We start from the raw sequence: 19,050 nt of genomic DNA, 5'->3' as shown, positions 1-19,050 counted from the left end.
GCCGGTAATGGTGAATCACGCCTGGAACCCGTTACAATGTTGCCGGTCAGTAATGACTGACCAACCGAGACAATACAGGGGTAGGCGCTGATATGCTGCAGGTTCCGAAACATTGGCTGCCGGGGTTGATCACACTGGTTCTGGTGTCTGGCTGTGCCAGCACTCCGGCTCCGGAAACCGATCATTCCTCGCGCTATACCATAAAGCAGGATCGTGGCCCTTCCGGTGACTACGACATCAGCGGCCTGACCGACGCGGTGCCCCGGTATGAGGAGCCTCGCCGGGCCGGTAACAAATCCCCGTACACCGTGTGGGGCAAGAGTTACCGGGTGATCGACAGCAATGACGGTTATGTGGCCCGGGGTACAGCCAGCTGGTATGGTGAGAAATTCCACGGCCACAAAACGTCCAATGGCGAGACCTTCGACATGTACGCCATGTCGGCCGCCCACAAGTCTTTGCGCATACCGGGATATGCCCGGGTGACCAACCTGGACAATGGCCGGTCGGTGATTGTCCGGGTGAATGATCGTGGCCCGTTTCACGGCGACCGCCTGATTGATCTGTCCTATGCGGCAGCCAAGAAGCTGGATTATCACGCCCGCGGCACAGCCCGGGTGGAAGTGGCCGCTATCACGGTTCGTCCGGATGGCGCCATGTTCCTGGCGGGCGAGCCATTTGAGCCCACCGGCAAGGTCCAGGCACCGGTGCAGGTAGCCTCAGAACCTGCCTCTGCGCCGGCAGCATCGGGACAGGCGTTGTTTGTGCAGCTGGGTGCCTTCAGCAGTCGGGACCCGGCCGAAGCCCTGCTGGCCAGGGCCCGGGAAGCAACGGAGACTCCGGCACGATTGCGTGAAGTGAGCACCGGCTCGGGACGTTTCCACCGTGTACAGGTGGGCCCGTTCCCGAATGAAGACGAAGCCCGCTATGCCCGGAACCTGCTGGAATCCCGGGGTTTCGGCCAGCCCATAGTCCTGACGGATTCGCACTGAGTTGCCGCCGGCACACATAAGACCAACATCTGACGACGAATGACACAACCCATGGCTTTCAAAATGTTTACCCGAATTTTTCTACTGGCATTTGCTCTGTTTGTAACCGCAGGGACGGCCTCGGCCCAGTCCCAGTCGGTCCTGATTCCTTCTCCTCCGGCCATTGCCGGCAGCTCCTGGGTTCTGATGGACCCCCTGAGCGGCCGTGTGATCATGGAGAACAACAGCAACGAGCGTTTGCCCCCGGCCAGCCTGACCAAGATGATGACGGCTTACATCGTTGAGCGTGAGCTGGACGAAGGCCGGATTTCCATGTCTGACATGGTGCCCATCAGTGTGAAAGCCTGGCGTACCGAGGGTTCCAGGACCTTCGTACAGGAAGGCACCACGGTATCCGTGGAAAACCTGCTGAAAGGCGTGATCATCCAGTCCGGTAACGATGCCTCCGTGGCGCTGGCCGAATTTATTGCCGGCAGTGAGGGGGCGTTCGTGGACATCATGAACCAGCAGGCGCAATTGCTGGGTATGACGAACACCAACTTCCAGAATGCCACCGGCTTGCCGGCCCCGGATCATTTCTCGACCGCCTACGACCTGGCCCTGCTGGCCCGGGCAATTATCCAGGACTATCCGGAAAACTATCCGCTGTATGCGGAGAAGCACTTCACCTACAACAATATCCGTCAGCCAAACCGCAACGCCCTGTTGTGGCGGGATGACAGCGTGGATGGCCTGAAGACCGGCCACACCGAAGAAGCTGGTTACTGCCTGGTGGCGTCTGCCAAGCGTAACGACACCCGGCTGATTGCCTCGGTAATGGGCACCTCGAGTTCCGAAGCCCGGGCCCAGGAAGTTCAGAAAATGCTGAACTACGGTTTCCGTTACTACGAAACCGAGCGTTTGTTCCGTGCCGGCCAGGAGCTGGTGCAGGCAAAGGTCTGGGGCGGCCAGGCTGACCAGATTTCCGTGGGTATGCCGGAAGATGTGTACGTAACCATTCCCCGCGGCTCCAGAAACCAGCTGGAATCTACCGTAGACCTTGATTCTGTGATCAAGGCACCCATCAATGTGGGAGACGAGCTGGGTCGCGTTCGGGTTATCCTGGATGGCGAAACCCTGGTGGACGAACCGGTACTGGCGCTGACCGAAGTGCCGGAAGGCGGGCTGTTCAAGCGGCTTTGGGATGCCATCAAGCTCTTTTTTGTTCAACTGTTTGAGTGAGCCACAGGCACAGAGTGTGCCCTGGCCGGGAGAAAGACGGCGTGAGTGAGCCGAAAGCACCGAAAATTGAATTTCCCTGCGATTACGTGATCAAGGTGATCGGTAACGCCGCCCCGGATTTCACGGAATTCGTGGTGGAAGTGGTGGAGCAGCACGCGCCGGGCATCTGCGAGGCAGATATCTCGGTAAACGACAGCAGCAAGGGCCGGTTTTCGTCTGTGCAGCTGAAAATCGTTGCCACCGGTGAAGAGCAACTCAAGGCACTGTTTGAGGACCTCAAAGCCAGTGGCCGGGTTCACATGGTGCTGTAAATGCCAGACCTGATTGTCCGCTCGCTGGGCCAGCAGCCCTACATGGAAGCCTGGGAGGCGATGAAAACTTTCACCGCCAACCGGGACGAATCCTCGGTCGACGAACTCTGGTGCCTGGAACATCCCCGGGTGTTTACCCAGGGGCAGGCGGGCAAGGCCGAGCATATCCTGTTACCGGGTGATATCCCGGTTATCCAGGTAGATCGTGGCGGCCAGGTGACGTACCACGGCCCGGGCCAGCTGGTGATCTACCTGTTGATTGACCTGTCCCGGCGCAAGCTGGGAGTCCGGGCCCTGGTGGATGTGATCGAGCAGGCTATTGTGCGCACACTGGCCCAGTCCGGTGTGGAAGCGGCACCCCGTGCCGACGCGCCCGGTGTCTATGTGAACGGGGCCAAGATTGCATCGCTGGGCCTGCGGGTACGCCGGGGCTGTTCTTTCCACGGCCTGGCCCTGAACGTGAATATGGACATGGAACCGTTCTCCCGCATCAATCCCTGTGGCTATGCCGGCATGAATATGTGCCAGGTGAAAGACTTCGAGCAGGGCGCCTCGGTATACGAGCTTGAACGCCGCCTGGTGAAAGAGCTGGTAGCCGGGCTGGGCAACCAGCAGGTGGAGCATCGCCAGGGCTGGTAAGCCGGTTCAGCGTGCAGCCGTGGCCTCGATGCACACCTGGTCCCGGCCGCCGGACTTGGCGGCATACAGGGCTTCATCGGCCCGCTGCAACAGCCGGTCAATCGATTCCGATCCCCGAATGCTGGCAACGCCGGTACTGATGGTAACCCCCATGGTTTTGCCGCTTTCGGTCCGAACGGACTGCCTGGCTACTGCGGCCCGCATCCGTTCAGCGCTGGCACTGGCTTCGGCCAGAGCCGTTTCCGGTAACAGCACCAGGAATTCCTCCCCGCCCCACCGGGCAATGGTATCCATCTTGCGACAGCCGGATGCCAGCGTGCGCGCCACCAGGATAATCAGTTCGTCGCCCACCTGGTGGCCATGCTGGTCGTTCACGGTCTTGAACAGGTCAATGTCCATCAGTAACACCGAGAAAGGCCGCCCGTTGCGCAGGTAGCGCTGGTATTCGCCTTCGAGCTGGGTCAGGCCTTCGCGGCGGTTGGCCAGCCCGGTCAGGGCATCGTGCTTGGCCGCATATTCGAACTCGGCCGCCAGTTTCAGCAGCCCCAGCTTGCTGCGGCGCCGGCTCTGGTCGAGGATGTAGCAAGTGACCATCTCGAACGCGAGCACGATCACCAGGGAAATCCGGAAACTGCTGCTGTAAGTGGCGCCAAACAGCCATTCGCCGGCGGGGCTGAACAGAAACAGTACGGCCAGCCAGCCGCCAGCACAGGCAAACACGCCCACCCGGGCTTCACTGATGTAAAAGATGATGGGCGGGTAGGCAAACAGCCAGATAATGGCAGAGCCATCTTCCACCGCGTGCACGGCAAGGTACGTGAACAGCACGGTGATCAGCGAAATGAAGCCCCGACGCTGCAAGGTTTTGTGGCGAAAGCCGAGAAACACCAGCAGGTTGAGTGCCAGCAGGCCGGAGAATACCAGCAGCACGCTGGCGTTCAGGTTGTCGCCATGCTGGCTCGAGCGCCAGGCGAAGAAGGCCAGTATGGGAACCGCGGCCGCGCTCAGCCAGTTGATCAGGGCCGGTACAGGAATTTCGCCTTTAACCCGAAACTGAGACAGCTCGGAATCGGCAGCGGAGTGGGGTGTCTGCGTCATGGCATTATTGTTGTGTAAGATTTCAGGGCGGCCAGTCGTGGCCGGTCTGTACATAGTAGAGGCACTTAAGTGCTGTGACTGTATCGAATCGTAACCTTCAGCGGGTACTGATTATTGCTGGTTAAAGTTCGTGCACATTGGCCCCGGAAGCGGAAATCCGGCGACGAATCGGTTAGCTTGTATCGGGGCAGGATCCGTATAATGCATGGAAGTATCGGAAAAGCAGCAAATTCCCAGACAAAGACAGGTCGTTCATGACAGAAAGGCGCTCCGGAAAATCCGTCTCACGCATCAAGACCGGTAGTTTTGAGCGTCGGCTGTCGCTGACCAAGGCCGGTCTCTTTGCTGGAACCCGCATGGCCTCCCACATGGCTACCAACTGGTTCAGCAGCAAAGACACCCGTGAACAAAGGCACAAGGCCATGCTGTCCAGCCAGGCCCGGTTCCTGGTGGATGAGCTTGGCCGCCTGAAGGGCAGTGTGGTCAAGATCGGCCAGGTGATGGCGCTGTACGGCGAGCACTTTCTGCCGGAAGAAGTGACTGAAGCCCTGCATACCCTGGAAGACCAGACCACGTCCCTGGAGTGGCCGGCCATTGAACGGGTGCTGAAGGCGGAAATCGGTGCGGACCGGCTGGCAGAGCTGGAGGTAGACCCGGAACCCATAGGCGCTGCCTCGCTGGGGCAGGTGCACCGCGCCGTGCGCCGCAGTGATGGCCTGGAACTGGTGCTGAAGGTTCAGTACCCCGGCGTGGCCGATGCCGTAGACAGCGACCTCAACGCCGTGGCCCAGTTATTGAAAGTAGCCAGGCTGGTGAGCTTCGGCCCTGAATTCAATGACTGGCTCGAAGAAGTCCGGCAGATGATGCACCGGGAGGTGGACTACCGGCTGGAAGCCCGCACCACGGAAAAATTCCGCCAGATGCTGGCGGACGATCCCCGGTTTATCGTGCCTCGGGTGCTGCCGGAATATTCCACCGATCACATCATCGCCTCAACCTATGAACACGGCCATTCCGTAGGCTCCCAGGAAGTGCGGGAGCTGTCCCTGGAGCGCCGGAGCGCCCTGGGCAAGGCGGCCCTTGAGCTGTTTTTCCGGGAGCTGTTTGTCTGGGGCGAAATCCAGACCGATCCCAACTTCGGCAATTACCGGATCCGTATTGCCGGTGAAGCCGGGGAGGAGCCGGATTATGATCGCATTGTGCTGCTCGATTTCGGTGCGGTACAAAGCTATTCCCGGGAGTTTCTGGACCCGGTCATCCAGATGATCCGGGCGTCCTATGAAGACGACCTGGAACAGGTGATCGAGGGCGGCGTGAAGCTGCGTTTTATGAGCTACGACTGGCCCCGGGAAGTGCTGGAAAAGTTCGGACAGGTTTGCATGTCGGTGCTGGAGCCCCTGGCCCGGGACCAGGGCCAGTGGCCGGACTATGCGGTAAACAGCCACGGCCAGTACCGCTGGAAACAGAGCGACCTGCCATCCCGGGTGGCCCGGCAGGCAGCACGCTCGGCCATCAGCCGTTACTTCCGGGTACCGCCCAAGGAGTTCGTGTTCCTGAACCGGAAGCTGATTGGTGTGTACACCTTTGTGGCGGTGATGCACTCCGAGTTTAATGGTGAACCACTGTTGCGCCGTTACCTTTACGGTGAGGATCCGACCAAACCGGACGCTTCCAGTACCACCCAGATCACAAAGGCGTAGCGCAAGCCCTTGCCGATGGCTACCAGCACCACAAAGTTGAGCCAGGGCACCCGCATAATGCCGCCCACCAGTGTGAGCGCGTCACCCCCGATCGGCAGCCAGCCGAGCAGCAAAGACCACTGCCCGTAGCGGTTGAACCGGTTGCGGGCTTTGTGCAGTTGTAGTTCGCTGACCGGAAACCAGCGTTTGTGTTTGAACCTGTCTACCTGACGGCCAATGATGCCATTCACCACCGAGCCCAGGGTATTGCCGGCGGTGGCCCAGAACCAGATCCAGAACAGGGCGTAATCCTGGTTCACCAGGGTGCCCACCAGGATCTCGGAGTAGGCTGGCAGCAGGGTAGCGGCCGCGAAGGCGGTCAGGAAAAGGGTCAGGTAGGCCATGGCGTCTCCATGGCTGAATCGTAAAGTACTATGGCTGTAATGGTAAGTGCCAATTTCCAATCCCCGGACGAGCTGTCATCATTTGCGCAACTTTCAGGTTTTGGTTTTCCTTTATTTCCCGAGGAGGTTTTATGGAGCAGGTTACCATCTACGGTCGCATGAGCTGCCCGTTCTGCGTTGCCGCGAAGAATCTGTGCGAGTCCCGGAACATGCCCTACACATGGGTCGACATGATCGAGAAAGGGCTGAGCAAGCAGGATATTGCTGACAGGATTGGCCGCCCGGTGTATACCGTGCCGCAGATCCTGGTGGGTGACGAATACGTTGGCGGCTACGACGATTTCTCCGCCTACGTGCGCAGGCAGCCCGCCTGACGCCATTTTCTCTTTTCCAGAAACACAAAGGCCCGACTGTAAAAAGCCGGGCCTTTGTGTTTCTGGCGATAGCTGTTACAGGGTGAACTCTGTTTTCAGCTTTTTCTCGGCCAGTTGGTTTTTCAGCTTGGCCACCTTGGGCAGACCATTCTCGAACGGCGGGAAGCTTTCACCCTCGATCAGCGGCTGCAGGTAGTCACGGCACTCCTCGGTAATGCCGAAGCCGTCATCCGTAATGTAGTGGATGGGCATTTTCTTTTCCTGGTTAGCCACTTCGCTCAGGTTGGCCTGGCCAATGCTCCAGCGGTAAGGCTTGGCCTGGTCCCGCACGATGGTGGGCATCAATGCCTGTTTGCCATCCAGGGCCATTTCCACGGCAGCCTTGCCCACGGAGTAGGCCTGTTCTACGTCGGTAGCGGAGGCAATGTGCCGCGCTGCGCGCTGCAGATAATCGGCAACGGCCCAGTGGTACTTGTGGCCCAGGGCCTGCTTCACCATGTTGGCCAGGGCCGGTGCAACACCGCCCAGCTGGGTGTGGCCGAAGGCATCCTTGGCGCCAGCGTCAGCTACAAACCGGCCGTCTTCGTACTGGGCACCTTCCGAGGCAACCACCACGCAGTAGCCGTAATCTTTCACGCACTGGTCTACGCGCTCCAGGAACTTCTCCCGGTTGAACGGGATTTCCGGGAACAGGATGATGTGGGGCGGTTCGCCTTCACCCTGGCCGGCCAGGCCGGCGGAAGCGGCAATCCAGCCCGCGTGCCGGCCCATCACTTCCAGGATAAACACCTTGGTGGAGGTTTCGCACATAGACTTGATGTCCAGGCTGGCTTCCAGGGTAGAGGTGGCAATGTACTTGGCGACAGAACCAAAGCCCGGGCAGCAGTCGGTGAACGGCAGGTCGTTGTCGACGGTTTTGGGCACACCGATGCAGGTGATCGGATAACCCATCTTGTCGCCGAGCTGGGACACCTTGTAGGCGGTATCCTGGGAGTCACCGCCACCGTTATAGAAGAAGTAACCGATGTCGTGGGCGCGGAACACTTCGATCAGGCGCTCGTATTCGCGCTGGTTTTCCGACAGGTTCTTCAGCTTGTAGCGGCAGGAACCGAAAGCGCCGCCCGGGGTATGAATCAGCGCCTGGATGGCGTCATCTGACTCCAGGCTGGTATCAATCAGCTCTTCTTTCAGGGCGCCGATAATGCCGTTGCGGCCGGCAAACACCTTGCCGATCTTGTCCGGGTGCTGGCGGGCGGTCTGAATAACGCCACAGGCACTGGCGTTAATAACGGCGGTTACCCCGCCAGACTGGGCATAAAACGCATTCTTGATAGCCATCTCGGGCTAAAGCCTCCTGCTGGTTCAATGATGGCGCAAATCATACGCGAATCAGGTGGAAGTTTCATGAGCATATACCGTGCCCTTGACCCCGCAGAAAGTATGGTAGAGGCTTGGCAGGTTTCAAACCGGAGGCCTTACCTTAATGCACATACACATACTGGGAATCTGCGGCACTTTCATGGGCAGCCTGGCGGTCATCGCCCGGGAGCTGGGGCACACTGTGACCGGCTCCGACCAGGGGGTATACCCGCCCATGAGCACCCAGCTGGAGGCCCAGGGTATCTCGTTAATGGAAGGCTACCGGGTGGAGAACCTGGAGCCGAAGCCGGACCTGGTGCTGATTGGTAATGCCATGTCCCGGGGCAACCCGGAGGTGGAAGCTGTTCTGAACCGGCGCATCGATTACATGTCCGGCCCCGAGTGGCTGGCCCGGGAAGTCCTGCGCCATCGCTGGGTGATGGCGGTGGCCGGCACCCATGGCAAAACCACCACCACCGCCATGCTGCTGTGGATTTTGGACCAGGCAGGGTTTGATGCCGGCTACCTGGTAGGCGGCGTGCCCCAGGATTTCCCGGTGTCCGCGCGCCTGGGCAGCAGCGACTTCTTTGTCATCGAGGCCGATGAATACGACAGCGCGTTCTTCGACAAGCGCTCCAAGTTTATCCATTACCGCCCGAACACCCTGATCCTGAACAACCTGGAATACGACCACGCCGATATTTTCGAGAACGTGGAAGCCATCGAACGCCAGTTCCACCACCTGGTGCGCACTGTCCCGTCCCAGGGTCTGATCATTCGCCCGGCCCTGGGCCAGCATCTGGATAACGCCCTGGAAATGGGCTGCTGGAGCCCGGTGCAGGATACCGCCATCGGCAGCGAGATCAGCCGTACCGCAGACTGGCGCGCGGAGCTGCTGGCAGAAGACGGCAGCCGCTTTATGGTTATCCACCACGAGCAGCCGGTGGCTACCCTGAAGTGGAAGCTGACGGGTATGCACAACGTGCGTAATGCGCTGTCAGCCATTGCCGCTGCCCGCCATGTGGGTGTAACGCCGGACCATGCCGTGGCCGCCTTGTGCCGGTTCTCCGGTGTTAAGCGACGGATGGAGCTGGTGGGCGAGGTTGGTGGTGTGCGGGTGTATGACGACTTTGCCCATCACCCGACTGCCATTGCCCTGACGCTGGAGGGCTTGCGCAGCCAGGTGGGGGACGAGCCGATTATGGCCATTATCGAGCCCCGTTCCAACACCATGAAACAGGGCGTACACCAGCAGACCCTGATTCCCAGTGCCGCGGCAGCAGACCGCGTTCTCTGGGGTAACCTGAGCGAGATGAACTGGCTGCCGGAACTGGTGAACAGCTGGCGTGCCGAGCACGGCGAGCTGGACCACCATGGCGTGGAAGAGTCGGTTGACGCCCTGATTGTCCGGGCCGTGGACCAGCTGCCGGAAACCTGCCACATTGTGATCATGAGTAACGGTGGCTTCGGTGGTATTCACCGCAAACTGGTGGCGGAACTGGAGAAACGTCGTGGCTGAGAGTTCCCCGGTAATTAACCTGGCATTTACCGGCGCGTCCGGGGCCCAATACGGACTGCGCCTGCTGCAGTGCCTGGTAGCCAATGGTTGCCGGGTGAACGTGATGATCAGCAAGGCGGCCCAGGTGGTGATGGCCACTGAAACCGATTTCCGCCTGCCCGGCTCCACACCCGCCATGGCGGAGGCTTTGGCGGCCTATGCCGGTGCTGAAGATGGCCAGGTGCAGGTGTTCGGCCGGGAAGAATGGTTCTCGCCCCCGGCCTCCGGCTCCGGCGAGAAAGCCCCGCTGGTGGTTTGTCCCTGCAGCACCGGCACCCTGTCGGCCCTGGCGACCGGTGCCAGCAACAACCTGATCGAGCGGGCCGGGGATGTTGCCCTGAAAGAGCGCCGCAAACTGATCCTGGTGTTGCGGGAAACTCCCTATTCCGAAGTGCACCTGGAGAACATGCTCAAGCTCACCCGCATGGGGGCGGTGATCATGCCGGCCAGCCCGGGTTTCTATCACAACCCTCAATCCCTGGATGACCTGGTGGACTTCATGGTGGCCCGGATTCTTGACCACCTGGACTTGCCGCAAACCCTGGTCCCGCGCTGGGGTGCAAAGAACGCGGACTGATGCCTGCCCGGGGCGTTGGTTTTGGCCAAAGCGATTGATGGTTTTCACCATTGAGCCAAAACCCGCCCCGCCACAGACTTGCTGGACACAACGATAAACCAACCCGTTCACCGAGGTTCAGCATGATTCCACGTACTCTGTTCGACGCCGATCTTGAAGGCTTTCGCGATTCCGTTCGCAAGTTCCTGGAACAGGAAGCCGCCCCGTACCACGATCAGTGGGAAAAGGATGGCCAGGTCAGCCGCGAGCTCTGGCGAAAGGCGGGGGAGCTGGGCTTTCTGTGCCCGATGCTGCCGGAAGAGTACGGCGGCGTGGGGGCCGATTTCCGCTACTCGGCGGTGATTATGGAAGAAATCTCTCGGGCCGGTTTGTCCGGCATTGGCTGGGGACTGCACTCCGATATTGTGGCGCCGTACATCCTGAACTACGGCTCGGAAGAGCAGAAGCAGAAGTACCTGCCGAAAATGGCCTCCGGTGAAATGATTACCGCCATCGCCATGACCGAGCCGGGCGCCGGTTCTGACCTGCAGGGCGTAAAGACCACCGCCATTCGCCAGGGCGACCACTACAATCTCAATGGCTCTAAAACGTTTATTACCAACGGCCAGCTGGCGGACCTGGTGATCGTTGTGGCCAAGACCGATCCCAAGGAAGGCGCCAAGGGAACCAGCCTGTTGCTGGTGGAAACCGCCTGGGAAGGCTTCGAGAAAGGCCAGAACCTGAACAAGGTGGGCATGAAGGCCCAGGACACCTCCGAGCTGTTTTTCCAGGATGTAAAAGTGCCGGCCGATAATCTGTTGGGCAGCATGGAAGGGCAGGGCTTCTTCCAGCTGATGCAGGAGTTGCCGGCGGAGCGCCTGCAAGTGGCTCTGACTGCCGTAGCCGCTGCCGAAGCAGCCTGGCAGTGGACCCTGGACTACGTGAAAGAGCGCAAAGCCTTCGGTAAACCGGTTATCGCGTTCCAGAACACCCGTTTCAAGCTGGCGGAGCTGAAAGCCGAAATCACGGCCGCCCGGGTGTTTACCGACCGCTGCCTTGAGCTGCACCTGGACAAGAAGCTGGATATCCCCACTGCAGCCATGCTCAAGCAGCACACCACAGACCTGCAGTGCAAGGTGATGGATGAATGTGTGCAGCTGCACGGCGGCTACGGCTATATGTGGGAATACCCCATTGCCAGGGCCTGGGCCGATTCGCGGGTGCAGCGCATCTATGCCGGCACCAACGAAATCATGAAGGAAATCGTGGCTCGTTCATTCTGAGGGTTTTGACCCGGCTGGCCCCGACACCGTGCGGGGCCAGTGCTTTACCAAACTTTACAATTTGCCAAGCCTGTCAAGGTCTCCCGGCGGTACATCCCCTAAAGTAGCGGCACAACCTCTAACAAGGATAACCGGTTGCCGCGATGAAACGCCTGACTGCTCTCTCCGTTCCCCTGCTTACCCTTGCCATCGCCGGTTGTGGCGAAGAATCCGACCAGCTGCCCGTGGATGGCCGCGATTTTGATGGCGTGAATTACAGCGAACCGGCGCCGTACCAGGGGCGGGTGATTGATGGCTATCTGAGGAATGCCAGGGTGTGGCTGGATGTGAACGGTGATGGAAAGTACACCGCCGAGTCGTTCACTGTAGAGCTGGATAATGGCAATTCTGCGGTTATCGAAGGCGGCGAACCCATGGCCATGAGTGGTCAGGATGGCGCGTTCAGCCTGGACCTTGCCGCTTTGCAGTTGTCACCCCAGGAAGGCCGACCGCTTGATCCACGGGACTACCCGCTGTTCGCAGCCGCTATTCCCGGAACCACGGTTGAGCAGACCGAAGTGGGGGATCAGGCCATAGCCGTGGGCTATGTTTTGTCGGCTAATCCCGGTGTCCGCAATGTAACGCCGCTGACCACCCTGGCCCGTTACCAGACGGCATTGGAGTTGATGCCCGGGGGCGATCTGGGCGAGAGCCTGGCTGGCATCAACGTGACTGCGGATTATATCCGTGGGCAGGATGACCGGGCCCATGCCTATGCCCGGGCACTGGTGAAGTTTATGACACAGCAGGTGGCAAGCAGCATGCCCGAAAGGGCGGGCGCAGAGCTTAGCCTGAGCCCGGAAGAGGCCCGGCTTCTGGGCACTTCCCTGTTGCGGCACGCTCCGGCGGTGATTGCGGCCGTAGATCAGGCGGCTGGCGATGACTACTCCAGCGTGGCTAGCGATACTCTGGAACTGCCGGATGTCACCGTCAGTATCACCGATCCGCTGGTGCTGACGGGTCAGCAGGTCTTTGCCCGCGCGGAAAGTGGTGAGCTGCCGGTGGCGCCGGATAACCTGGTTGCCTCAACCGGGCTTGAGTTTGAGTACGGTGAAGACGGGCGGCTGGCTAAAATTGCGGCGAATGGCTGCCTGGCGCTGTCGATGCCGGAACTGGCCCGGCTGATTGATGCTGGTGGCTATATGGGCAAGCTTTCTACCCAGTGGCTACCTTCGGTATCCCTTGCGCCAGCGGGTTGGGGTGCGTTCAATCCTGAAAACGATCCCGACCAGGTAGTGGATGAAACTCTGACCTTTGACTGGGGTACCCGGACAATCGAATTCCAGACGTCGACACTTTGCCATGCAGCCAGGGGCATCGAACCGGCGTCCACCGAGCTTGGAGCCGGAGCGGAGGTTAGCTATAGCTGGAGCGAGCAGGACGGTGCAATTTCGGAGCTTGTTGCGACAGTCGGTGGCGCTGGTGCGGACGCGGGGGTTGTCTACCGGTTAGCCCCGGGTTCTGGGGAGTTGGTGGCCGATTACGCTATTACCAAAGATGACCAGCCACTCGAGTCTGTTGAACTGCAGGGCGGGCCTGCTGACTGTGGGCCTCTTGACGACGAAACCGCAAAGGAAAACTTTGTTGTGACATCAATCCAGAGCTATTTGTTTTCCGGTTACGAGCCACAGCCGGCAACCTTTACCGACCTGGCGTTCGAATACGATACCCGGACGTTTTCGGCCGACAGTGTTGAGGTAGAGGTCAATCGCCTCCTGCGCTACGCATTCCTGGATCCGGCGCTGGCCGGTTCGGGCAATGTGGCGGCAGACGCCGGGTTCCAGTGGTTACTGCACTACGACGCCACGCCGGATGTAAATGCTCCGAACCTGATCCGGGAGGCTTATCTGTCTGATTATTCTGTGCAGAGTTGCGGAACCGGCAGGCCCGCGCCAGCCAGGGTCTATGCGAAGGTCGAGTACAGTTACATGAAGTTATCCGAGTATTTACTGGAAGCAATCCAATAAGAGTCAGGCAGATGCCGGGTGACGCTGAGCGCCCGGCAGCTCATGCAGGATGATTGGGAGCGAACGCACAAGGTAAACAAACGCAGAAAAACCGACAGCAGGCCGTTTGGCTTGGTCAGTGGCGTATTGCGCTTTTAAGGCTTTGTAAGGAATCTTGAAGGATTCTTGCCATTTCCTGGGGAAGGAAATGGTGCCGAGGAGAGGACTTGAACCTCCACGGGGTTGCCCCCACTAGCACCTGAAGCTAGCGTGTCTACCAATTTCACCACCTCGGCAGGTGATTTGCAGATTCGCTGTTAGTTTATTGAAAACTTAGCGTTTCTGCCAGCCCGGTGAGGTGTTCCCCTCAACCGATGGCGGGTACTTTAATGATTCCGTTCGGGGCTGTCAAACATTTTTTCAAAAAAAGTTTTCGCCGTATTTGTGCCTATTAATTGTCCCCTGGTTAGGCAGGTTCGACTTACCAACGTTATACTGCAGGGATAATGAATTCCGCCGCAGTATCGCGGCCAGATAGCAAGGATCCGAATGGTTTCCAGGAAGAAAGAACACAAAGACCCTCACGCCAGTCGCGAGGCTCAGAAATACGAAAACCCCATCCAGAGCCGGGAGTTTATTCTCCAGCACCTGAAAGAGCGGGGGGCACCGGCCACCCATGAGACTCTGTGCCAGGAGCTTGGGCAAACTTCCGAGGAAGGTATAGAAGCCCTTCGCCGCCGACTGATTGCCATGTGCCGCGACGGGCAGCTGATTTGTAACCGCCGGGATGCGTTCCTGCCTATAGAAGAAGCAGACCTGGTAACCGGCCGGGTAGTCGGGCATCGGGACGGCTTCGGTTTCCTGATTCCTGATGATGGCGGTTCCGACCTGTTTCTCACCGCGCGCCAGATGCGCCAGGTGTTTCACGGTGACCGTGTAGCTGCGCGGGTTGACCAGGTGGATGACCGTGGTCGTCGGGAAGGCAAGATTGTTGAAGTGCTCGAGCACCGTACCGAGCAGATCGTTGGCCGCTTCTTCAAGGAAAGCGGTATTACCTTCGTGGTGCCCGAGAATGCCCGCATCAACCAGGAAATCCTGGTTCCGGACGAGCACGTAGGCAAGGCGGTGCATGGTCAGTATGTAGTCGTACAGATTCTGCGTCAGCCGACAATCCGTACCCAGCCGACAGGGCAGGTTGTCGAAATCCTGGGTGAGCACATGGCGCCCGGGATGGAAATTGATGTGGCCATCCGTTCCTACGAGATTCCCCACAGCTGGCCGTCCGCCGTGGGTGAGCAGGCAGCAGCGATTCCTGCCGAAGTGGCAGAGAAGGACAAGGCCAACCGGGTTGATATCCGCAATATGCGGCTGGTGACCATCGACGACGAAAGCGCCCGGGATTTCGATGACGCCATCTATTGCGAGCCGCGCCCCCGTGGTGGCTACCGGCTAGTGGTGGCGATTGCTGACGTATCTCACTATGTGCGTCCGGGTTCCCCGCTCGACGAAGAAGCCATTCAGCGTGGCAACTCGGTGTATTTCCCGGATCATGTCGTGCCCATGCTGCCGGAGAAGCTCTCCAATGGCCTGTGCTCCCTGAATCCGGGCGTGGATCGCCTGTGTATGGTGGCGGATATGACCATCAGTGCCGCTGGTAATATCAGTGGTTACACCTTCTACCAGGCGGTGATGCGCAGCCATGCCCGGCTGACCTACAACAAGGTCAGTGCCATGCTGGAGCATCCGGATACCGAGCAGGGCTACAAGCTCAGCAGCCATTACGCTGATTTGTTGCCGCACCTGCATAACCTGTATGAACTGTACAAGCTGCTGCGCCGTGCCCGCACCGAGCGGGGCGCCATCGATTTCGAAACCACCGAAACCAAGATTGTGTTCGATCCCGAGCGCAAGATTGAGGAAATCGTTCCGGTGCACAGGAACGATGCCCACAAGATTGTGGAAGAGTGCATGCTGTGCGCCAACGTGGCGACGGCGCGGTTCCTGAAAAAACACAAGATGCCGGCGCTTTACCGGGTACACGATGGCCCGTCGGAAGAACGTCTGGGTAACCTGCGCCTGTTCCTGGGCGAGCTGGGTTTGCAGCTGGGTGGTGGTGACAAGCCCACCTCCGGTGATTACCAGCAGTTGCTGGAGCAAGTGGCGGATCGCCCGGATGCCAACGTCATCCAGATGGTGATGCTGCGCTCCCTGAGCCAGGCGGTCTACAGCCCGGAAGAAGCGGGCCACTTCGGCCTGGGCTTCCCCAGCTATACCCACTTTACGTCGCCGATTCGCCGCTACCCGGATTTGATTGTGCATCGGGCTATCAAGTCCCGTATCCACAATCCGGAAGTGACCAAGGATGTGGTCTCACCCAAGGTGGCGGATCCGCAGCTGGCAGAGTACCCCTACGACCTCGCCAAAATGGAACAGCTCGGTGAGCATTGTTCCATGACCGAACGCCGGGCCGATGACGCCACACGGGATGTGATGGCGTGGCTGAAGTGTGAATTCCTGCGTGACCACGTGGGCGAGGAGTACAACGGTGTGATTGCCGCCGTGGTGCCTTTCGGTTTCTTTGTGGAACTGTCTGATATCTACATTGAAGGCCTGGTGCACGTTTCCACCCTCAGTGGTGACTACTTCCACCACGATGCCGCCAAGCATCGCCTGATCGGCGAGCGCACGGCAGTCAGCTTCCGCCTGGGTGATGAGGTGCGTGTGAAGGTGGTGCGGGTCGACCTGGAAGATCGCAAGATTGACCTGGAGCTGGTCAGCACCCCGAAGAAGCGCACGGCAGACCGCGATGCCCTGGATATGTCCAAGCGTGAGTCCCGTGGTCGGGGCGATCGTGCAGGCAAGGGTGGTAAAGGTGGTAAGCGTACCGGCAAGCCGGCCAGTGCCAAGGAAAAGCTGGCGGCTGAAGCGGCCAGGGACGCAGCGCGCAAAGGTGGCAAGGGCAAATCTCCGGCGGCAGGCAGGAAGCGCAAGCCCCGAAAGTAACCAGTTACACAGGAATTGATCGTTAGTGTCTCAGGAATATGTATTTGGCTGGCACGCCGTGGATGCGGTGCTGAAGCGGGAGCCGGAACGGCTTCAGCAGGTCTGGATCCAGACCGGACGGCAGGACAAGCGGGTAAAATCGGTGACCGATGCCCTGGATGGCCTGGGTGTGCGCTGGAAAGTAGTGCACCGCCGGGAGCTGGATGAACGCGTGTCCGGCGTCCACCAGGGTATTGTGGCGGCCGTGGCGGAAAGCCGTGAATGGACGGAAGACGACCTGCTGGCCCAGCTGTCCAGTAGCGACAAGCCACCGTTTTTGCTGGTCCTTGATGGCGTAACCGACCCGCACAATCTCGGTGCCTGCATGCGCACCGCAGATGCGGTCGGCGTCCAGGCGGTTATTGTGCCCAAGGACAAGTCCGCCTCGCTCACACCGGTGGCCCGTAAAGTGGCCTGTGGTGCGGCAGAAACCGTGCCCTTTGTGCGCGTAACCAACCTGGCCCGCTTCCTGCGGGAGCTGAAGGATCTGGGGGTGTGGCTGATCGGCACCGCCGGTGAAGCCGATGCCGGCCTTTACCAGGCTGATTTCAAGGGGCCGGTAGCGCTGGTTATGGGGGCCGAAGGCAAGGGCATGCGCCGGCTGACCCGGGAACACTGCGACCAGCTCATCAACATCCCCATGCAGGGCCATGTCGACAGCCTGAACGTGTCGGTGGCCACCGGCGTTTGTCTGTACGAGGCCTTGCGCCAGCGACTCGGTTAATCCTTGCACTGCAGGCCCCTTGGGCCTAGAATACGTGACCCCTTTTTTAAGGGGCGGTTTTGTATTGCCTGTATTCCGGGCTGCAAAACGCCGCTTTTGATCTGGCCTTACCCGTAAGTGCCTAGTTGATAAAGCAAAAAAGAAGCCGGCAGCTTTGCTGTCACCTCCTTGCTTTCACGCTGGGTCGCGGTCCGGAAGGATCGCCGAAAGAAGAAAGCTGTTTAACCCGTAGGGAGAACTCATGCGTCACTACGAAATCGTTTTCATGGTACATCCGGATCAGAGCGAGCAGGTGCCCGCGATGATCGAGCGTTATACCAGCGTCATCACTGAAGATGGCGGTAAGGTACATCGCCTGGAAGATTGGGGCCGTCGTCACCTGGCTTACCCGATCAACAAGATTCACAAGGCTCACTACGTGCTGATGAACGCTGAATGTTCACAGGCCGCTATGGACGAGCTGACTCATAACTTCCGGTTCAACGATGCCATCATCCGTGACCTGATTCTGCGTCGCGACGAGGCTGTTACCGACATGTCTCCGATGAAAGCCGCTGAGTCCCGCGAGGACCGTCGTTCCGGCGGAGACGATCGTCCGCGTCGTTCAGCTGATTCTGACGACCGTCAGAGCAGCGCATCCCAGGACGAAGAAGAGTAATTAACCGGAGTTAGGAGTTACGTTATGGCTCGTTTTTTCAGACGTCGTAAGTTCTGTCGTTTCACGGCAGAAGGTGTTAAAGAGATCGATTACAAAGATCTGGACACCCTGAAAGGCTACATCACTGAAACCGGCAAAATCGTGCCCAGCCGCATCACCGGCACCAAAGCACGTTATCAGCGTCAGCTGGCTACCGCTATCAAGCGTGCCCGCTACCTGGCACTGCTGCCGTATACGGACAGCCACGATCACTAAGCACAGATAGACAGGACCCGGGACCATGCGTGCACTGGCACAGTATGTAATGCGCGGTCCCATGCAGGCCGGCGGGGTTGCGGCAGTTGCGACTGCATTACCCTTGCTGTTCTGGATTGGCGCAGCAGTTATCGGCCTGGTCATTTTGCGACTGGGCATCCGGCAGGGGCTGAACATCGGTCTCTGGGCAGTACTACCCGCACTGGGTTGGGCCACCTTCGGGCAGGATCCGACCGCGCTGGTGGTGCTGTTGCAGGTGATGCTGATGGCGTCGATTCTCAGAACATCGCTGTCCTGGGAGAGAGCGCTGCTGTCGGGCGCCTTTCTGATGATACTGACAGGGCTGATGATGCCTTTGATGTATCCGGCACTGCTGGACGAACTGGTCCAGGCCGGTGTCGGGTTTTACGAGCAATACAACGCCGAGGTGGCGCGGTCACTGGGCAGCGAACTTGAGCTGATCATCCGCAACACCATGAACGCCAGTATGGCGGGCACCTATTTCGCCACGGCCATTGGTATGACAATGCTGGCGAGGGCATGGCAGGCGGGGCTGTATAACCCCGGAGGTTTCCGCAAGGAATTCCATGCCCTGAGGTTGTCGCCGGCCATTGCGGTTGTGTTCGCTGTCACCATGGTGATAGGCCCGCTACTGGGGCTCAATTCCATGCTGCTGGCGTGGGCTGCGGGAACACCGCTGTTCATCGCTTCGCTGGCACTGGTGCACGGGTTTGTTGGTCGTAAACGGTGGGGCGGGCAGGCATTGGTAGCATTCTATGTGCTACTGGTTCTGCTGGGTCCGAGTCTGATGATGCTTTTGTTGGTTCTGGCTTTTGTGGATAGCTGGCTGGATATCCGGGGGCGAATAAAACCCGCCGGGCCGGCTGAATAAAGCACGAAGAGGTTAACGAG

General features: G+C 59.3%; 18 protein-coding genes and 1 tRNA gene. 15 read left to right on the top strand and 4 right to left on the bottom strand.

Annotated elements, in window-relative coordinates; all coding sequences use genetic code 11:
- Positions 1–92 precede the first annotated feature (92 nt).
- Genes AQ621_RS04120 through lipB form a run of 4 tightly spaced genes read left to right on the top strand, consistent with a single transcriptional unit; the run spans position 93 to position 3,163 of the window.
- On the top strand, positions 93–992 hold the full coding sequence (locus AQ621_RS04120; protein ID WP_058340383.1) for a septal ring lytic transglycosylase RlpA family protein: 900 nt from the start codon (positions 93–95) through the stop codon (positions 990–992).
- A 39-nt stretch (positions 993–1,031) separates the two neighbouring features.
- Positions 1,032–2,213 carry a D-alanyl-D-alanine carboxypeptidase family protein gene (locus AQ621_RS04115; protein WP_058340382.1) on the top strand — a complete coding sequence of 394 codons (1,182 nt, stop codon included), beginning with the start codon at positions 1,032–1,034 and terminating at the stop codon, positions 2,211–2,213.
- A 41-nt stretch (positions 2,214–2,254) separates the two neighbouring features.
- Complete coding sequence (locus tag AQ621_RS04110; RefSeq protein WP_036219349.1) at positions 2,255–2,524, top strand: HP0495 family protein; 270 nt, start codon at positions 2,255–2,257, stop codon at positions 2,522–2,524.
- Complete coding sequence (gene lipB / locus AQ621_RS04105; protein WP_058340381.1) at positions 2,525–3,163, top strand: lipoyl(octanoyl) transferase LipB; 639 nt, start codon at positions 2,525–2,527, stop codon at positions 3,161–3,163. It begins immediately after the preceding gene.
- Positions 3,164–3,169: 6 nt separating this feature from the next.
- Here the strand turns inward: lipB and AQ621_RS04100 are convergent, their stop codons facing one another.
- Positions 3,170–4,261: a GGDEF domain-containing protein gene (locus AQ621_RS04100; RefSeq protein ID WP_058340380.1), complete on the bottom strand. Its 1,092-nt coding sequence runs from the start codon at positions 4,259–4,261 to the stop codon at positions 3,170–3,172.
- 254 nt (positions 4,262–4,515) lie between these two features.
- On the opposite strand from AQ621_RS04100, the gene AQ621_RS04095 reads away from it, so the two are divergent.
- A complete protein-coding gene (locus tag AQ621_RS04095) occupies positions 4,516–5,961 on the top strand; it encodes an ABC1 kinase family protein (protein WP_058340379.1) in 1,446 nt (481 codons plus the stop codon).
- Here AQ621_RS04095 and AQ621_RS04090 read toward each other — a convergent pair.
- Positions 5,901–6,344 carry a YqaA family protein gene (locus AQ621_RS04090; RefSeq protein WP_058340378.1) on the bottom strand — a complete coding sequence of 148 codons (444 nt, stop codon included), beginning with the start codon at positions 6,342–6,344 and terminating at the stop codon, positions 5,901–5,903. The two genes, AQ621_RS04095 and AQ621_RS04090, sit on opposite strands and share 61 nt — an antisense overlap.
- A gap of 131 nt (positions 6,345–6,475) precedes the next feature.
- On the opposite strand from AQ621_RS04090, the gene AQ621_RS04085 reads away from it, so the two are divergent.
- Positions 6,476–6,718 (top strand): GrxA family glutaredoxin, encoded by a 243-nt coding sequence (locus tag AQ621_RS04085; protein ID WP_022988731.1) that lies wholly within the window; start codon positions 6,476–6,478, stop codon positions 6,716–6,718.
- Positions 6,719–6,793: 75 nt separating this feature from the next.
- Here AQ621_RS04085 and AQ621_RS04080 read toward each other — a convergent pair whose 3' ends face one another.
- Entirely contained in the window at positions 6,794–8,056 is a 1,263-nt protein-coding gene (locus AQ621_RS04080) for a 6-phosphofructokinase (RefSeq protein WP_058340377.1), read from the bottom strand.
- 145 nt (positions 8,057–8,201) lie between these two features.
- On the opposite strand from AQ621_RS04080, the gene mpl reads away from it, so the two are divergent.
- The 4 genes from mpl to AQ621_RS04060 all read left to right on the top strand — a co-directional run bounded on the left by mpl (position 8,202) and on the right by AQ621_RS04060 (position 13,480).
- A complete protein-coding gene (mpl, locus tag AQ621_RS04075) occupies positions 8,202–9,596 on the top strand; it encodes a UDP-N-acetylmuramate:L-alanyl-gamma-D-glutamyl-meso-diaminopimelate ligase (protein WP_058340376.1) in 1,395 nt (464 codons plus the stop codon).
- Entirely contained in the window at positions 9,589–10,212 is a 624-nt protein-coding gene (locus tag AQ621_RS04070) for a flavin prenyltransferase UbiX (RefSeq protein WP_058340375.1), read from the top strand. Before mpl ends, AQ621_RS04070 begins: the two co-directional genes overlap by 8 nt.
- Positions 10,213–10,334: 122 nt before the next feature.
- Complete coding sequence (locus AQ621_RS04065) at positions 10,335–11,474, top strand: acyl-CoA dehydrogenase family protein (protein ID WP_058340374.1); 1,140 nt, start codon at positions 10,335–10,337, stop codon at positions 11,472–11,474.
- Positions 11,475–11,617: 143 nt separating this feature from the next.
- The gene (locus tag AQ621_RS04060; protein ID WP_058340373.1) at positions 11,618–13,480 is read left to right on the top strand and encodes a hypothetical protein; all 1,863 of its coding nucleotides are present in this window, start codon (positions 11,618–11,620) and stop codon (positions 13,478–13,480) included.
- A 188-nt stretch (positions 13,481–13,668) separates the two neighbouring features.
- Here the strand turns inward: AQ621_RS04060 and AQ621_RS04055 are convergent.
- Positions 13,669–13,755 (bottom strand) — tRNA-Leu (locus tag AQ621_RS04055).
- 253 nt (positions 13,756–14,008) lie between these two features.
- Here AQ621_RS04055 and rnr point away from each other — a divergent pair.
- From rnr to AQ621_RS04030, 5 genes are all read left to right on the top strand, one after another.
- Positions 14,009–16,462 carry a ribonuclease R gene (gene rnr / locus AQ621_RS04050; protein ID WP_058340372.1) on the top strand — a complete coding sequence of 818 codons (2,454 nt, stop codon included), beginning with the start codon at positions 14,009–14,011 and terminating at the stop codon, positions 16,460–16,462.
- A 25-nt stretch (positions 16,463–16,487) separates the two neighbouring features.
- A complete protein-coding gene (gene rlmB, locus AQ621_RS04045) occupies positions 16,488–17,225 on the top strand; it encodes a 23S rRNA (guanosine(2251)-2'-O)-methyltransferase RlmB (protein ID WP_058340371.1) in 738 nt (245 codons plus the stop codon).
- Between the two features lie 241 nt (positions 17,226–17,466).
- Positions 17,467–17,883 (top strand): 30S ribosomal protein S6, encoded by a 417-nt coding sequence (gene rpsF / locus AQ621_RS04040; RefSeq protein WP_058340370.1) that lies wholly within the window; start codon positions 17,467–17,469, stop codon positions 17,881–17,883.
- A gap of 24 nt (positions 17,884–17,907) precedes the next feature.
- Positions 17,908–18,138: a 30S ribosomal protein S18 gene (gene rpsR / locus AQ621_RS04035; RefSeq protein WP_008937282.1), complete on the top strand. Its 231-nt coding sequence runs from the start codon at positions 17,908–17,910 to the stop codon at positions 18,136–18,138.
- A 25-nt stretch (positions 18,139–18,163) separates the two neighbouring features.
- Positions 18,164–19,030 carry a YybS family protein gene (locus tag AQ621_RS04030; protein WP_058340369.1) on the top strand — a complete coding sequence of 289 codons (867 nt, stop codon included), beginning with the start codon at positions 18,164–18,166 and terminating at the stop codon, positions 19,028–19,030.
- The last annotated feature ends 20 nt before the right edge of the window (positions 19,031–19,050 follow it).

This window comes from Marinobacter sp. P4B1 (genome assembly GCF_001447135.1).
Classification (GTDB): domain Bacteria; phylum Pseudomonadota; class Gammaproteobacteria; order Pseudomonadales; family Oleiphilaceae; genus Marinobacter; species Marinobacter vinifirmus.
The sequence above is the reverse complement of the archived record's forward strand: the minus strand, read 5'-3'. Positions and strand labels throughout refer to the sequence as shown.

Excerpts from the sequence above, each read along its gene's own strand:
- AQ621_RS04030 (WP_058340369.1), top strand. The coding sequence starts at position 18,164 with ATGCGTGCACTGGCACAGTATGTAATGCGCGGTCCCATGCAGGCCGGC.
- AQ621_RS04060 (WP_058340373.1), top strand. The coding sequence starts at position 11,618 with ATGAAACGCCTGACTGCTCTCTCCGTTCCCCTGCTTACCCTTGCCATC.
- rpsR (WP_008937282.1), top strand. The coding sequence starts at position 17,908 with ATGGCTCGTTTTTTCAGACGTCGTAAGTTCTGTCGTTTCACGGCAGAA.
- AQ621_RS04115 (WP_058340382.1), top strand. The coding sequence starts at position 1,032 with ATGACACAACCCATGGCTTTCAAAATGTTTACCCGAATTTTTCTACTG.
- mpl (WP_058340376.1), top strand. The coding sequence starts at position 8,202 with ATGCACATACACATACTGGGAATCTGCGGCACTTTCATGGGCAGCCTG.
- rnr (WP_058340372.1), top strand. The coding sequence starts at position 14,009 with ATGGTTTCCAGGAAGAAAGAACACAAAGACCCTCACGCCAGTCGCGAG.
- AQ621_RS04120 (WP_058340383.1), top strand. The coding sequence starts at position 93 with ATGCTGCAGGTTCCGAAACATTGGCTGCCGGGGTTGATCACACTGGTT.
- lipB (WP_058340381.1), top strand. The coding sequence starts at position 2,525 with ATGCCAGACCTGATTGTCCGCTCGCTGGGCCAGCAGCCCTACATGGAA.
- rpsF (WP_058340370.1), top strand. The coding sequence starts at position 17,467 with ATGCGTCACTACGAAATCGTTTTCATGGTACATCCGGATCAGAGCGAG.
- AQ621_RS04100 (WP_058340380.1), bottom strand. The coding sequence starts at position 4,261 with ATGACGCAGACACCCCACTCCGCTGCCGATTCCGAGCTGTCTCAGTTT.
- AQ621_RS04095 (WP_058340379.1), top strand. The coding sequence starts at position 4,516 with ATGACAGAAAGGCGCTCCGGAAAATCCGTCTCACGCATCAAGACCGGT.
- AQ621_RS04090 (WP_058340378.1), bottom strand. The coding sequence starts at position 6,344 with ATGGCCTACCTGACCCTTTTCCTGACCGCCTTCGCGGCCGCTACCCTG.
- AQ621_RS04085 (WP_022988731.1), top strand. The coding sequence starts at position 6,476 with ATGGAGCAGGTTACCATCTACGGTCGCATGAGCTGCCCGTTCTGCGTT.
- AQ621_RS04080 (WP_058340377.1), bottom strand. The coding sequence starts at position 8,056 with ATGGCTATCAAGAATGCGTTTTATGCCCAGTCTGGCGGGGTAACCGCC.
- AQ621_RS04065 (WP_058340374.1), top strand. The coding sequence starts at position 10,335 with ATGATTCCACGTACTCTGTTCGACGCCGATCTTGAAGGCTTTCGCGAT.